Below are 14900 nucleotides of genomic sequence, written 5' to 3' on the forward strand. Positions count from 1 at the left end.
TTATGAAAAAGGTGATCAGGGTAGCGGTATTATCAGCAATGTCAACTGCAACCGTTTTCATGCCGCTAAATACAACGTTTGCGGATATGGCATGGAACTTTACTCACTCTATCACGAGAGAAACAGATGATATGATGAGGAAGATGCGTAAAGAAGCAGATGATGCGATAAGGGAAATGGATAAGGAAATTGATATCTCGCGTTCCAGTTTTTCTCGCTCCCGTTGTTCTGATAGAAAACGTGGCTTTTTTCCTGATGATTTCCAAAAATTTATGGATGATTTCGACGGCTGTTCTAATGACAACGACAAAAGCAAGAAACAACAACAACAACATCATCATCATCATCAACATCATCATCATCATCATCATCATCATCATGTTGAAAACAAAACATATCATCACATTGAGCGCGAAAAAACAAAACACAGTAATATTCATATAGACAACTCAGGTGATGCTTTAGCGGTGGGTATTCTTGGTACAATTTTAAAAAAATCAGAACAGCCACAGGTGGTTTATCAAATAGTACCACAAAATCAGGTAGTTTATCAAAAAGTTCCGCAAAATCAAAGAGTTTATCAAGTGCAGCAAACGGTGGCATATAAGCCACTCCAGCAATCATTAGAATCTGATTGGCTTAACTATTGCAAGAAAAAATACCGTTCCTTCAACCCTAAAACAGGAACTTTTCGAGACCGTAATGGTTTGGAACACATTTGTTATGCCCCAATAAATTAACTTCTGTTCTACTAAAAAAGTCTTAAATGGCACAAAAAAACGCTTCAAAGCGTTTTTTTGTTTGCTCATATATTAAAATCTTGAAGAAAAGGATTATTTTGGCGCTCATAGCCTATGCTACTTTTAGGACCATGCCCACAGATAAAACAAACATCATCGCCTAAGGGTAAAACTTTTTCTCGAAGAGAGTGCATCAATTTTTCATGAGAACAGAAGGGGAAATCAGTGCGTCCAATAGAACCACGAAAGAGCACATCACCCAAGAGGGCTAAGCGTTCTTTTTCATTGAAATAAATAACATGACCAGGAGAATGTCCTGGGGTGTGAAAAACCTTAAACACATGTCCAGCAAAATGAACGCACTCACCATCTTCTAACCATTGGTCAGGAATACAGATGCACGCATCAGTGATGCCGTAATTTCTTGCGCTTTCGCTCACGGCATCCATCACAGGCTTATCATCGCGATGTGAACCGATAATTTTTACATTAAGCGCCTCTTTCGCTTGCATTGCTGCTCCCACATGATCAAAATGACCATGTGTTATCCAAATAGCCTCAACGATAACGCCATTCTTTTCGATTACGTCTTGAATCCGCGGCCAATCACCACCGGGATCAACGAGAACCCCCGTTTTACATTCACTATCAAAAAGCAAAGTGCAATTTTGTTGGAATGTCGTAACTGGAATAATATGTATATTAAGACTACCCATAATATCCTTTTCAAAAATAACTTTTTTAAATTTATAAATAAAACTTTCTCTCCTTTAAGGTAAAGGTGCTGCTCGACAGCTTTATACAACTTATGTAAACTTGCATTTTGTGTAAACTAAATTTTTGTCAAGGTTTTTAAGAATGTCCGATCATGTTCAAGTTTTGTGTGATGACGCACCTCACCTTCTTGTGATTGATGACGACACTCGTATCCGCAATCTTTTATTTCAGTTTCTCATTAAAAATGGATTTCGTGTTTCAGTTTCAGCCAATGCTAATGAAGCAAGACGACTGTTGGCAAGTTTAGATTTTGATCTTCTTATTGTTGATGTCATGATGCCTGGTGAAAACGGTATTGATCTTACTCATTCACTCCGCCAAACAAAGGATGTTCCTATCTTCATGCTAACAGCTTTATCAGAAATAGACAATCGTATCCATGGCTTAGAAGCAGGTGCAGATGATTATCTTGCTAAGCCTTTTGATCCTCGTGAGCTTCTCCTTCGTATCAATGCCATTTTACGGCGTGGCTTTCCCCCTCACCAACCAAAAATCGAGCAAATCGTTTTTGGACCTTATATATTTTCAATTTCACGGCGCGAACTCAAAAAAGGGGGAGAAGTTATTAAATTAACAGATAAAGAACAAGAAATGATGGTCATTTTTGCCGAAAATGCAGGCGATACAATTCCGCGCCATAAATTCGCGGCCGATGACAGCAATATAAATGAACGTGCCATTGATGTACAGATCAACCGCCTTCGTCGTAAAATCGAAAAAAACCCAGCACTGCCTATATGGCTCCAAACCGTGCGAGGAATAGGGTACAAACTCTCTATTGAATAGGCACAAGAATGATCAAGCCTTTAAGATTTTTTCTTCGATGGTTAACGAAAAAAATGCCTAAACGGCTTTATGCTCGCTCTTTGATCATTATTATCGCTCCCATGGTACTTCTGCAAACAGTCATTGCTTATGTCTTTATGGAACGCCATTGGCAAATGGTAACCGAGCGTCTTTCAATGGCTGTCGTGCATGACATTTCAGCCATTATTGATATTCTTGAAACATATCCACAACAAGATAACTATGAAGATATCAAGCGTATTGCACAACAACGCATGGGATTAAACATTTCTATCCTACCCCCTTCCCCTCTTCCCCCTCCAGGACCTAAGCCATTTTTTGCAATTCTTGACTATTTTTTAAGTGAAGAAATCACCCGCCAAATTAACCGTCCCTTCTGGATCGATACCGTAGGAGATTCTGATCTTGTTGAAATCCGTATCCACCTTGGTCACAACATCTTACGCGTCTTTGCTCCACGCAGCCAAGCCTACGCTTCCAATACTGCTATTTTTTTAAGCTGGATGGTAGGAACAGCTCTTGTTTTATTGCTGATAGCAATATACTTTTTGCGCAATCAAATTAAACCTATTCAACAATTAGCTGAAGCAGCAGAAAGCTTTGGACGCGGCCGTCCTTTACCAAAAGGATTTCAACCACAAGGAGCTGATGAAGTCCGTCGTGCTGGCATTGCTTTTTTACGTATGCGAGAACGTATTGAACGCCAAATCGAACAACGCACCATGATGCTCTCAGGAGTAAGTCATGATTTAAGAACCATTCTTACACGCTTTAAACTTCAGCTAGCATTAGTAAATACTGACTTTGATATTAAACCGCTTGAGCAAGATGTAAGTGACATGCAAAATATGTTAGAAGATTATCTTGCTTTTGCTCGTGGTGAAGGAAGTGAAAGTGTCAAGACTTTTGATTTAAATGCTCTTATGCAAAAATTCTCCGCCGATGCTCATCTTCACAAACGTCAATTTTCTTACACCATTGAAGGTCCTACAGAAATACAAGTACGTCCCCGTGCTTTCACACGCTTGGTCAGCAATCTTGTATCAAATGCATTTTGTTACGGCACAACCGTTAAACTAACAGCTAACTCTCAACAAGAATCTTTTATATTGATAATCGATGATAATGGACCTGGAATTCATGAAAATATGCGTACAGAAGTTTTTAAGCCATTCTTTCGACTTGATAAAGCGCGAAATCAAGATGCAAGTGGAACAGGACTTGGTCTTTCTATTGCTCAAGACATAGCACGCAGCCATGGTGGCAATATACAATTAGATGAAAGCCCACTTGGGGGATTACGCGCTATCATCGATATCCCCCTATGAGCAATATTTCAGCAAACCATCTGTAAAAATAACAGACTGTGTATTTTAGGCATTCCCTACAGTTTCAAACAAAGTGTACTGCAGTGCCTTGTAAGCACTTTCTCCCGACAAAGCAACCATCTGAAATGCAACATAATGGCTTTCACAGACTTTAAGTGCATGTATCAACAATGTTTCAACCTGTATATGAGATGGATGCATCCCACCAGCCAAAAGAAGACCTTGCCGATAAATAACTGAATTATTCCTTTGCCAGTAATCAAAATGTCCCAACAACAACTTTTCATTAATTGCTAGCAATAAGCGCTGTATTTCAGCTGTTCGAGCATTTTTAATAGAGAGATCAAACGAACAAGCCAAATGAAGTGCTTCATGCTCTTCCATCCATGAAAAAGCAAGACGATAATTTGCGCGCTTTCCTTCCACACAAACGCTAATTTCATCTTGCGCATCCCGCTCAAACGACCAATCATATTCACAGGCAATCTGTTCGATAAAGTCAACAGGGTGCTCTTTTCTCTCTGTGGCGCAAAATGCAAGCCTCATCACAATCCTCAATCATCTTAAAAACATTGTCAACAGAATATAAACCGCCTAAACTGTAACAATATTTTGCTACAATCAGGACCTTTACAACAAACAAATACACATAAAAACATCGACAGTACACAAACACCCAGAACACAATCGCGCTGTTTAGGGCAACCTGATAGTCATAAAACGAATCATCAAGTCTTTTCAGTGTATTGATACAATTTCATAGCGCCAGCCCCCCTGATTCAAAAAAATGTATTTTACCCAAAAAAAAATCAAAAATAAACAAATGCTCCGCTCTAACAGACTCAAGATTAAGCATTTTTTAGTTTCACGCATCATATTGAAAAATTGGGGATATTTTTTTGAAGATTCTTTTTTTAAGAAACTATCTTACTTTTTTGTGTCTGCGTTTTTTAAATCATCTTTTTTTAAATCATCAAGGCGCCTTTTCAAATCAGCATTATCAGCATGGATTTTCAGCACCATCTCCTTAAAAGTCTCAAACTCTTCGCGAGAAACAAGATCAAGTTTGTTTGCTATCTTTTCAGCCTGCACACGAAAAGCTGTTCCAGCTTCACGTCGTATACCTTGCGCGACGTCAGCAGCATCTGTTGCTAATTTTGCTAATTCATCAAGAATACGATTTGATCCATTACGCATAACATTTTTCCTTAAATTTTAATTACTAACGCACGCATTATAGCGTATTCTCATAACATTTAGATACTGTAATTTGTTCCTTTTACCCTATATTTTATATACTGTGCAGATTTTTCATGACGATTTTTTAAGATTTTTTAATATTTCTTTTATCACCATTTTTTTACCGCGATAAACCAGTGGAAATCTATCCCCCTTTCTGACTAGCCTCCCTACTGACTTGACCATTGCGCATTCATCTGTCATTTCTGACCATTAGAGTCACTTCATATTCATCTCGTATAATGTAAGATGCTTAATTCATGAACAATCTGTCTTGTCCAGCCATTGCTTTTCCGTCTTTTCTTGATCCTGTCATTATCCAGCTAGGTCCCATAGCACTTCATTGGTATGGACTTGGTTACGTGGTGGGTATTCTTTTTGCTTGGTGGTATGCGCAAAAATTATTAAAAAAAACATCTCTATGGTATAGAGACCACCCTCCTATGGATAAAGAAAAGATCGGAGATTTTGTTGTCTGGTCTGCCATAAGTGTTGTTGTCGGAGGGCGTTTAGGACAAGTTCTTGTATGGGATCCCATTTACTATTTTAACCATCCAAGTGCTATCATTGCCGTATGGGATGGGGGAATGTCCTTTCATGGCGGACTTATTGGTATTATCATTGCCATGATCTGGTTTGCCCGTAAAAATCATATTAACATACGAGCCATGTTTGATATCATTGCTGCAGGTGCTCCTATTGGTATCGGCATTGTACGAATTTGCAACTTCATTAACCAAGAGTTATGGGGCAATATTACTACACGTCCTTGGGCTGTTTGTTTTCCTCTCGATCCTCACTATCTACCGCGCCATCCAAGCCAACTTTACGAAGCTTTCATGGAAGGATTTCTTCTCTTCATCATCTTATGCCTTATCATTTTTGCCTTCAAAGCATTAAAGCGCCCTGGAGCTGTTGCAGGAACATTTATTATAGGCTACGCAGTAGCGCGCAGCATTTCTGAAGTTTACCGTGCGCCTCAAGAAGATCCAGAATGGTTTTCAACTCTTTTCCATTCTACTGGTTTTACCTATGGCATGGCTTTATCTCTTCCCATGCTTCTTTTAGGATTTTATCTTCTTCTCCATGCCTTTAAATATAAATCGACAGAAAATGGCCAATCTAAAAGAAAAAATTAAAGAAATTATTGCCCTTAATGGACCAATCACTGTTAGCCAATATATGACGTTGGCACTTACAGATCCTCAATTTGGTTATTATCAAACACAAACACCTTTTGGACGTACCGGTGATTTCATTACAGCACCTGAAATAAGCCAATTATTTGGAGAAATGATCGGGATTTGGGCTCTCGCAAGCTGGAACGCTCATGGTTCTCCTCGCCCTTTTATCCTCGCTGAAATAGGTCCAGGACGTGGAACTCTCATGGATGATGTTTTGCGTACCATTCAAAAATTATCCACGACAGCATTTGAATCTGCTGAAGTTTTTCTCCTTGAAATAAGTAAAAAGCTTGCAAAAGAACAAAAAAAGCGCCTTTGCCCTTATCAAAAACAAATCCATAGCATTGAAAATTTTAATCAAATTCCTTCAAAACCTCTCTTCCTCATAGCTAATGAATTTCTCGATACACTCCCTATCAACCAATATATTAAAGTCAATGGAGAATGGAAAGAGCGCTGCATTACAGTCAATCAAGATGGAGATCTCATCTTTATTGCTGCCCCGCATAAACTTCCCTCTTCTTATCTACAAACCTATTGTTCTAAAGTGCCTGACGGAACAATTTTTGAATATGCCCCCTTACGGCATCAATTCATGCAACAAATCAGCCACCATTTAGTGCAAGTGACAGGTTCTGCTTTGCTCATTGATTATGGTGCTGCTGATCTTGCATTTGGCGATACCTTGCAAGCACTGTCAAAACATAGATTTCGTGATATTTTTGATGCCCCTGGTGAACATGATTTAACATCCCATGTTGATTTTTCTTTTTTAAAAAACATAGCCCTTGAACAAGGTTGTTTTGCTGAAATCTTCGAGCAAAGAGATTTTCTTTTAAAAATGGGGCTACTGGAGCGCGCAAAACAGCTTGGAGTTGGCAAAAGTGCTCCTTTGCAAGACAAAATCCGCCAGGACATCGAACGGCTCGCTGGTCAAGATCAAATGGGAAAATTATTTAAAGTTTTACATTTCAGTGATAAAAACATCTCCATACCTCCCCAATTTTGATGATCGGCGCTTTTGTCAATAAGCACATCATTATCTGAAATATTCATTGACAAATATGAACATCTCCACCCTCACTTCAAATAATCTCCATAAGGAACTTTTATGAAATCTATCCCTCATCCCATTCTTGCAAAAAATCTTTCTACTTTACACCCCCATGGGATAGAACATGGTTTTTTTACTCGTCAAGGTGGTGTTTCAAAAAGCCTTTACCAAAGCCTTAATGTTGGCCAAAGCTCAAATGATCACCCTGAACATATTACACAAAACCGCACTTTGGTCGCTCATTATTTTGATGTTGAGATACAAAATTTAGTCACTGTCAATCAAATACACTCTTGTGAAGTCGTTGTCGTTGATAAAGCTTTTATCGGCTCCCCTCCTAAAGCCGATGCTCTCGTTACCACCACACAAGAACTCGTAATCGGCATTCTTACAGCAGATTGCGGACCCATTCTGTTTGCTGACCCACAAGCAGGTGTCATCGCTGCAACTCATGCTGGCTGGCGCGGAAGCTTAAATGGAATTATCGAGAAAACAATTGCTGTTATGGAAAAACAAGGAGCCAAAAGACAATCAATAACAGCAGTCCTTGGACCTTGTATTGGTCCCTATCACTACGAAGTAACAAGTGAATTTTACGACCAATTTATTGATTGCCACTGCAAATACCAAAAATATTTTATAAAAACAGACAAAATAAATCACTTTTACTTTAATCTGTGGGCATTCATTATGAATCAACTCATCGAAGCAGGCGTTAATGCTTCTTGTGTAGAGCTTTGCACCTACAAGGATGAAAAGCGTTTTTTCTCCTATCGCCGTGCAATACACCGCAGCGAACCTGATTACGGACGGCAAATTTCTGCTATTGTGCTAAAAAATAAAAGATGATCCTCTTTTATGCTTTAAAACAATACCAAAACTGCAAAACTAAACTTTTTACCCAAATGTAAAAATAAATCCCATTGTACTTTGCTTTGCTTTTTTACAAAATTATTTACCAGCCCATAAAATATGATAGCTTTTGCTCTGAGTCATTTTCAATGTTTGGTTATAATGATTGAAGGCAAGATGATACTCCCCTTCATTCATCTTAAATATGAAACATTCCCCATATTGAAAGCATTTTTTTATAAAGTAATAACCAAAAAGCTTAATCAATACGTATTTCTTTGCCTCATGGAGAAAAAACTTTGCTCTAAAAGAAACAAACTTTTGGAAAAAGAGAAAACATACCGCATAGCTCTTTAACAATAATCAATAAAATTGTAAGGCTTTTGTAATTGTTCTCTTGCAATTTAATAAAAAGAAATTAAAAACCGTGTCGCATTCCCACCATGATAATTCAGAGGTTCTACTATGAAACTTTTCTGCGGAAATTCTAATCCACGCCTAGCTGAAGATGTTGCAAATTATTTGAACATCCCCTTAGGAAAAGCCACCGTAAAACGTTTCGCTGATCAAGAGATTTTCGTAGAATTGCATGAAAATGTGCGTGGACAGGATGTGTTTGTTTTGCAATCTACATCCTATCCAGCCAATGATCACTTGATGGAATTACTCATCATGATTGATGCGCTTCGTCGTTCTTCGGCACGTCGCATCACAGCTGTTATCCCTTATTTTGGCTATGCCCGCCAAGACCGTAAACCTGGTCCGCGTACTCCCATTTCCGCAAAACTTGTTGCCAACCTGATTACTGAAGCAGGGGCCCATCGTGTTTTAACATTGGACCTTCATGCAGGACAAATTCAAGGTTTTTTTGATATCCCTACGGATAATCTTTATGCTGTTCCCGTCATTTCTCGCGATGTCAAAGTGCATTATTCTCTTGAAAATGTTATTGTTGTTTCACCTGATGTGGGTGGTGTTGTACGCGCACGCTCGCTCGCCAAGCGTTTGAACAGTTTGCTTGCTATTGTAGATAAACGTCGTGAACGTCCCGGTGAATCAGAGGTTATGAATATCATTGGAGATGTATCGGGAAAAGATTGCCTTTTGCTTGATGATATTGTTGATTCAGGTGGAACTTTATGCAATGCAGCAAGTGCTCTGCTTAAACATGGTGCCAATAGTGTCACGGCTTATATCACGCACGGTGTTCTTTCTGGTAATGCAATCGAACGAATTACTAATTCAGAGATGAAAGAATTGGTTATTACAGATTCAATTATGCCAACACAAGCTATTGAGAAAGCCCATAATATTCGTGTTTTGCCCATTGCCGACCTTATTGGGGAAGCAATTGCAAGGACAGCAGCAGAACAATCGGTTTCCAGCTTATTTGGTTAAAGGGGTTCCTTGGGGTCTCCTGGTGCTGTTTCAACACCAAGATCAGGAAATGCAACAATACGTTGGCCACTAAAATGCGTATGAATAACAATAAGACCACGCTCTTCAAAGTAGGTTAAAAGTCGGCGTGCACGGCTTAAAGAATGAGTCCCATAAAGACGTGCTAAAAATGCATCGGATGGACATGGCTTTCCCCCTAATGCAGCCTGTGCTACATTCAAGAAGACTCCTTGGACATCTTCTTCTAAACTTTCTGATATCTGCAAAATATGTTTCCAATGTTCACTGACAGCCGTTTGTTCATCAACAAAAGCCTGAGCAATAGCCAATTTACGCCGAAATTGTGAAAGATTAAAAGGAACCTTTGACATACCATGGATACGACAACGAACTGAAAAATCTTGATAAAGCACCGCTGTTGAACGATAAAAAGCCTCAGAATCTTCAAGAATTTCCCGAATAATATGTTCTGCTTGGCCGTCACACTCAACATCAGAAAGTTCAGGAAATAAACTCGGGGTTTCTTCCAACAACTCTTGTTTTTTATGCACTACCTCCTCTAACATCTCGTGCATTGATTTTTCCCTCATCGGCTCTCGTGTTTGTTTAAATGGCTTTAAAATTTCCTCTGGTGAAGCAGTAAAAACGAGCTCTTGCACATCATCCCGCTCTGTTGGAAGTGGCATTAATTTAGGGCTAGAAGAGCGTGCCAAAGTTTCAACAGAACCGATAATGATTGGTAAGGGACGTCGTGATAAAGCGGGACCTAAAGCTATAAAATTCCCCCGCTCAAGATCTCTAAACATTTCCGCTTGGCGGCGCTCCATTCCCAAAAGATCAGCAGCGCGCACCATATCAATATCTAAAAAAGTCCGCCCTATTAAGAAGTTTGAAGCTTCAGCAGCAACATTTTTGGCCAACTTAGCCAAACGTTGTGTCGCAATAACACCAGCAAGACCACGTTTACGCCCTCGACACATAAGATTGGTCATAGCACTAAGAGAAATCTTACGTGCTTCATCAGAAACTTCTCCTGCCGCAGTTGGAGCAAACAATTGTGCTTCATCGACAACGACAAGCATAGGATACCAATAATCACGTTCCACATCAAACAGTGCCCCAAGAAAAGCCCCTACAGCACGCATCTGTTGTTCAGTATCCAAACCTTCAAGATTAAATACCACTGAAACCCGATGTTGTCGAATGCGATGGGCAATACGAGTCAATTCTAATTCACTACGTTGAGCCTCTACAATAACATGACCAAATTTATCTGCCAAAGTTACAAAATCGCCTTCTGGATCAATTACACAATGCTGCACCCACTTAGCACTTTGCTCCAAAAGACGGCGTAAAAGATGTGATTTCCCTGAACCGGAATTACCTTGTACAAGAAGACGTGTCGCCAATAATTCTTCCAGATCAAGAAGTGCTGGCATCGATTTATGCAAAGCACGACTCTCTGACATCTCACCCAAGGCAATCTCAACCTTCATAACATCTCCAGTGTTTGATTTTGAACATATCAGTGCCAGCGCATATTGGCTGATTCTCCATCCACACCGTAATTTGTAACATTTCCTCCTTTTTAACGGTAGAAATCATCGATTTTTCCCACAACTCTTGCATCTATGAATAGTTTGAATTATAGAACAAACTTCTGTGTAGACACCCTTGGAGGCAACGCAGAATGGAGCGATCGCTGTTGATTAGCGCATATCTTCATATCCATGCAAAAACTATTACTGTTTTTGAAGGATCTCCAATCATGTAAAAAGGACTTAAATTATGAGCAAAAGCTACACTCTTAAGGCCGAAAAACGCGAGCGGGTTGGTAAGGGGTCCTCCCGTGAACTTCGCCGCAACGGTCTTATTCCTGCTGTCATTTATGGTGAAAAACAACCTCCTTTGGCAATAACAGTTCCCTATAAAGAAATTTTCTACAAAATTCATGCCGGTGGCTTTCGTACCACCATTGCAACGATTATTCTTGACAAGCAAAAAATTATGGTTTTGCCAAAAGATTATCAATTAGATCCCGTGCGTGACTTTCCCCTCCATGTAGATTTCTTACGCATTTCAGCAAAATCCGTTGTAGAAGTGAATATTCCTGTCCACTTCCTCAATGAAGATACAGCACCTGGACTTAAAAAGGGTGGTGTCCTCAATATTGTTCGGCACGAAATTGAATGTACGGCTCCAGCAAGTGCTATTCCTGAAGCTATTGAAATTGATCTCGCCAGCTACTCTATTGGTGATTCTATTCACATTTCAGCAGTGCAACTGCCAAAAGATGTAACTCCCATCATCCAAGATCGAGATTTTACCATTGCAACCATTGCAGCTCCTGCTGGCATGGATGTCAGTGATGAAACTTCTGAACAAGAAGATGATGAAGAAGATACGCAAACTTCATAAAACTCAAAAGGCGGGAATTTTTTCCGCCTTAATTTATGAGACATTACCCTTACTCATACTTTGACTGAAGATACACATGTGGCTTATTGCTGGTCTTGGCAATCCTGGTTTACAATATCAAAATAACCGCCATAATATCGGTTTTATGGCTGTTGATGCCATCTATCAGTCCTTCTCTTTTTCTCCATGGACGAAGAAGTTTCAAGCAGAAATCTCTAATGGTTTCATAAATAATGAGAAAATTTTTCTTATAAAACCGCAAACTTTCATGAATCTCTCTGGTCAAGCTATCGGTGAAGCTTTGCGATTTTATAAATTAGATCTGAAGAATTTGATCATCATTTATGATGAGTTAGACCTGTCACCAGGAAAAGTTCGTATAAAAATTGGTGGAGGAAATAATGGGCATAATGGTATTAAGTCTATTGATGCCCATTGTGGTACTAACTATTGTCGTATACGCATAGGAATTGGTCATCCTGGAAGCAAAGAACTTGTTCATCAACATGTTCTGGGAAATTTTGCCAAATCTGATCAAGAATGGTTATCCCCTCTCTTAGAGACAATTGCAAAAAATATCGCTCTCCTTATAAAAGATGATAAATCCCTCTTTATGAATGAAATTTCACAAACGATAAAAAACAATCAAAACCATTGACTTGCGTATCACAGTCGCGTGAAGCATATGGATAAGAACTCTTGAAAAAAGAAAAAAATGCCTCTTATACACTTTCTCAAAGGCAAAATCTGTTGGCAACCTGAGAAGATAGAAAAAAATAAGAATACAAGATTGTATACACTTTTGAAAAAGAAAGGCTTATATTCTCTTTTGAGAGAAAGAGAAGATTGAACAGCAAACCAAAATACTCAAACGGCTCTCTCCAATCTTCTCCCCCAAATTAAAAAAATTCATTTGGCTGAATGGTCGACTGTAGCGGATCATAGCCATTTGATTGTTGACTATAAACTGTAGGAATACTCCTATTGTTTTGTAATACCACAACACGCGAACCAACGGGAACACGATCATAAAGATCAATAATATCTTGATTAAGCAAACGAATACACCCACTTGAAATAGCACGCCCAATTGACCACGATTCGTGTGAGCCATGAATACGGAAAAGTGTATCTTTCCCATTTTTGAACAAATAAAGTGCCCGCGCACCTAATGGATTATCGGGTCCTGGTGGCATTCCTTTCCCAAGATGACCATAACGTTCTGGTTCTCGAGCCATCATAGCTGCAGTAGGAGCCCAATTTGGCCACCGACGCTTGCGCTGTACAACCCCTTCACCTTCAAATGCTAAACCTTCCTTACCGACCCCAATCCCATAACGTAAAGCCTTTCCATTTTCACCAATAAGGTAAAGAAAACACTCTTGCGTATCTACAACTAATGTTCCAGGTGGATAAGAAGTATAATAAATCACTTCTTGTCGCCAAAACTTTGGATCAATTGTCGCAAGATCAACAGCAGGTAACAAATAGGTTTCATTCGTTACAGGACCATACAAAGCCTGTATTTCTGGTGGAATGTATCGAACTTGTTGAAAAGGAACCGATGACATATCTGACTGATGTGTAGCACATCCAGCTAAAGCCAAAAGTGCTGCAATTAAAAAGGCACAACGAGATAACACTCTTCTATTTTCTCCGATTAATTATTTATGCAGATTTGCATACCATGAAAAACTTAGCACATTATTAACATTAATTCGAAGTTTTCTTATCCTTGAGACTAAGGAGAGCATTAAGATAAGAAGAACTAAGGTAAAAAAGCAGATTATCTGTTACTTTAGACTTTTTTCTCACTTATCGCAACACAAAGACTATAACTCTTCTGAAAATATGCTATAAAAAAGGAGCTATCTTGACTATAAAATCAAAAGAAAAGAAAGACTCTCATGGGCTTTAAATGCGGTATTGTCGGATTACCTAATGTTGGGAAATCAACTCTTTTTAATGCATTAACAAAAACAGCCACTGCACAGGCTGCCAATTATCCTTTTTGTACCATTGAACCCAATACCGGTGAAGTTGCCGTTCCAGATTTACGAATGGAAAAAATTGCATCAATCGCTGGTTCAAAAGAAATAATTCCTACACGCATTAACTTCGTCGATATTGCGGGGCTTGTACGAGGAGCTTCAAAAGGCGAAGGTTTAGGAAACAAATTTTTAGCCAATATTCGCGAAGTCGATGCCATTGTTCACGTTTTACGCTGTTTTCAAAATGAAGATATTACCCATGTAGAAGGACGTATTGATCCTGTTTCTGATGCCACAACCGTGGAAACCGAACTCATGCTTGCCGATCTTGAGAGCATTGAGCGACGAATCGTACAAATCCGTAAACGTGCAACCGGAAAAGACAAAGAAGCTCTCACAATTTTACCCATTATGGAAAAAGCATTAAACATACTGCAACAGGGAGCCCCTGTCCGGTTATTACTCAAAGATATCTCTTCCGATGAACACCACATTCTTAAGAGTTTAAATCTTTTAACCTCCAAGCCTGTACTTTATGTTTGTAACGTAAGCGAAAATGACGCCGCTCATGGAAATAGCTTTACCCAAACAGTTGAAAAAATGGCAACAGAGCAAAATGCGCAAAGCATTATCATTTCTGCTTCTATCGAAGCGGAAATCACACAACTGAGTGATGCTGAAGCATCAGAATATCTCAATGCTCTAGGACTCTTTGAACCAAGTTTAAATCGCCTTATTCGTGCTGGTTACCATTTACTTGATCTCATCACTTACTTCACCTGTGGGCCTAAGGAAACACGAGCATGGACAATTACGCGTGGTACAAAAGCTCCCCAAGCAGCTGGCGTTATTCACTCAGATTTTGAGCGCGGTTTCATTCGTGCCCAAACCATCAGCTACAATGACTATATTGCTCTGGGTGGAGAAAGCGGTGCAAAAGAAGCAGGAAAAGCCCGCGATGAAGGAAAAGAATACATTGTGCAAGATGGCGATGTCATGTTATTTAAACATAATACTTAAATCCTCACTCTGTCTTAATAGTTTATCTTGAAAACTTTGTAATAGGTCCTTGGAATCTTGTCGCAAAAGCTCCCAAGTGTTTTTTGAACAAA

The 14900-nt window shown here is 39.3% G+C and carries 15 protein-coding genes; 10 read left to right on the forward strand and 5 right to left on the reverse strand.

Features of this window, described 5'->3' with window-relative positions; translation table 11 throughout:
* The first annotated feature begins 2 nt into the window (after window positions 1-2).
* Window positions 3-740, forward strand: coding sequence for a BA14K family protein (locus tag ACFIJQ_RS01280; protein WP_375628143.1), 738 nt, complete (start codon window positions 3-5; stop codon window positions 738-740).
* A 65-nt stretch (window positions 741-805) separates the two neighbouring features.
* On the opposite strand, the gene ACFIJQ_RS01285 is transcribed toward ACFIJQ_RS01280, so the two are convergent.
* Complete coding sequence (locus ACFIJQ_RS01285; RefSeq protein WP_375628145.1) at window positions 806-1456, reverse strand: MBL fold metallo-hydrolase; 651 nt, start codon at window positions 1454-1456, stop codon at window positions 806-808.
* Window positions 1457-1598: 142 nt separating this feature from the next.
* On the opposite strand from ACFIJQ_RS01285, the gene ACFIJQ_RS01290 reads away from it, so the two are divergent.
* Window positions 1599-2303, forward strand: a complete 705-nt coding sequence (locus ACFIJQ_RS01290) for a response regulator (RefSeq protein ID WP_273788373.1) — start codon at window positions 1599-1601, stop codon at window positions 2301-2303.
* Between the two features lie 8 nt (window positions 2304-2311).
* Window positions 2312-3652: an ATP-binding protein gene (locus ACFIJQ_RS01295; RefSeq protein ID WP_375628147.1), complete on the forward strand. Its 1341-nt coding sequence runs from the start codon at window positions 2312-2314 to the stop codon at window positions 3650-3652.
* A 45-nt stretch (window positions 3653-3697) separates the two neighbouring features.
* Here ACFIJQ_RS01295 and ACFIJQ_RS01300 read toward each other — a convergent pair whose 3' ends face one another.
* Window positions 3698-4198 carry a YbjN domain-containing protein gene (locus ACFIJQ_RS01300; RefSeq protein WP_012754893.1) on the reverse strand — a complete coding sequence of 167 codons (501 nt, stop codon included), beginning with the start codon at window positions 4196-4198 and terminating at the stop codon, window positions 3698-3700.
* Between the two features lie 381 nt (window positions 4199-4579).
* The gene (locus ACFIJQ_RS01305) at window positions 4580-4849 is read right to left on the reverse strand and encodes an accessory factor UbiK family protein (RefSeq protein ID WP_012754892.1); all 270 of its coding nucleotides are present in this window, start codon (window positions 4847-4849) and stop codon (window positions 4580-4582) included.
* A 302-nt stretch (window positions 4850-5151) separates the two neighbouring features.
* Here ACFIJQ_RS01305 and lgt point away from each other — a divergent pair, with 302 nt between their 5' ends.
* From lgt to ACFIJQ_RS01325, 4 genes are all read left to right on the forward strand, one after another.
* Window positions 5152-6030, forward strand: coding sequence for a prolipoprotein diacylglyceryl transferase (lgt, locus tag ACFIJQ_RS01310; protein ID WP_375628150.1), 879 nt, complete (start codon window positions 5152-5154; stop codon window positions 6028-6030).
* Window positions 6005-7084, forward strand: a complete 1080-nt coding sequence (locus ACFIJQ_RS01315) for a class I SAM-dependent methyltransferase (RefSeq protein WP_375628151.1) — start codon at window positions 6005-6007, stop codon at window positions 7082-7084. Before lgt ends, ACFIJQ_RS01315 begins: the two co-directional genes overlap by 26 nt.
* 102 nt (window positions 7085-7186) lie before the next feature.
* Window positions 7187-7978, forward strand: coding sequence for a peptidoglycan editing factor PgeF (pgeF, locus tag ACFIJQ_RS01320; RefSeq protein WP_375628153.1), 792 nt, complete (start codon window positions 7187-7189; stop codon window positions 7976-7978).
* A 468-nt stretch (window positions 7979-8446) separates the two neighbouring features.
* Entirely contained in the window at window positions 8447-9379 is a 933-nt protein-coding gene (locus ACFIJQ_RS01325; protein WP_012754888.1) for a ribose-phosphate pyrophosphokinase, read from the forward strand.
* On the opposite strand, the gene ACFIJQ_RS01330 is transcribed toward ACFIJQ_RS01325, so the two are convergent.
* Window positions 9376-10875, reverse strand: coding sequence for an ATP-binding protein (locus tag ACFIJQ_RS01330; RefSeq protein ID WP_273788378.1), 1500 nt, complete (start codon window positions 10873-10875; stop codon window positions 9376-9378). The genes ACFIJQ_RS01325 and ACFIJQ_RS01330 overlap by 4 nt on opposite strands.
* A 292-nt stretch (window positions 10876-11167) precedes the next feature.
* Here ACFIJQ_RS01330 and ACFIJQ_RS01335 point away from each other — a divergent pair, with 292 nt between their 5' ends.
* Window positions 11168-11797: a 50S ribosomal protein L25/general stress protein Ctc gene (locus tag ACFIJQ_RS01335; RefSeq protein WP_273788379.1), complete on the forward strand. Its 630-nt coding sequence runs from the start codon at window positions 11168-11170 to the stop codon at window positions 11795-11797.
* A gap of 76 nt (window positions 11798-11873) precedes the next feature.
* Window positions 11874-12455 (forward strand): aminoacyl-tRNA hydrolase, encoded by a 582-nt coding sequence (pth, locus tag ACFIJQ_RS01340; protein ID WP_375628155.1) that lies wholly within the window; start codon window positions 11874-11876, stop codon window positions 12453-12455.
* 241 nt (window positions 12456-12696) lie between these two features.
* Here pth and ACFIJQ_RS01345 read toward each other — a convergent pair whose 3' ends face one another.
* Entirely contained in the window at window positions 12697-13440 is a 744-nt protein-coding gene (locus ACFIJQ_RS01345; protein ID WP_012754884.1) for a L,D-transpeptidase, read from the reverse strand.
* A 264-nt stretch (window positions 13441-13704) separates the two neighbouring features.
* On the opposite strand from ACFIJQ_RS01345, the gene ychF reads away from it, so the two are divergent.
* Window positions 13705-14808 carry a redox-regulated ATPase YchF gene (ychF, locus tag ACFIJQ_RS01350; protein ID WP_273788380.1) on the forward strand — a complete coding sequence of 368 codons (1104 nt, stop codon included), beginning with the start codon at window positions 13705-13707 and terminating at the stop codon, window positions 14806-14808.
* The last annotated feature ends 92 nt before the right edge of the window (window positions 14809-14900 follow it).

The sequence above is a fragment of the Bartonella sp. TT67HLJMS genome, from assembly GCF_042193375.1.
GTDB lineage: Bacteria > Pseudomonadota > Alphaproteobacteria > Rhizobiales > Rhizobiaceae > Bartonella > Bartonella grahamii.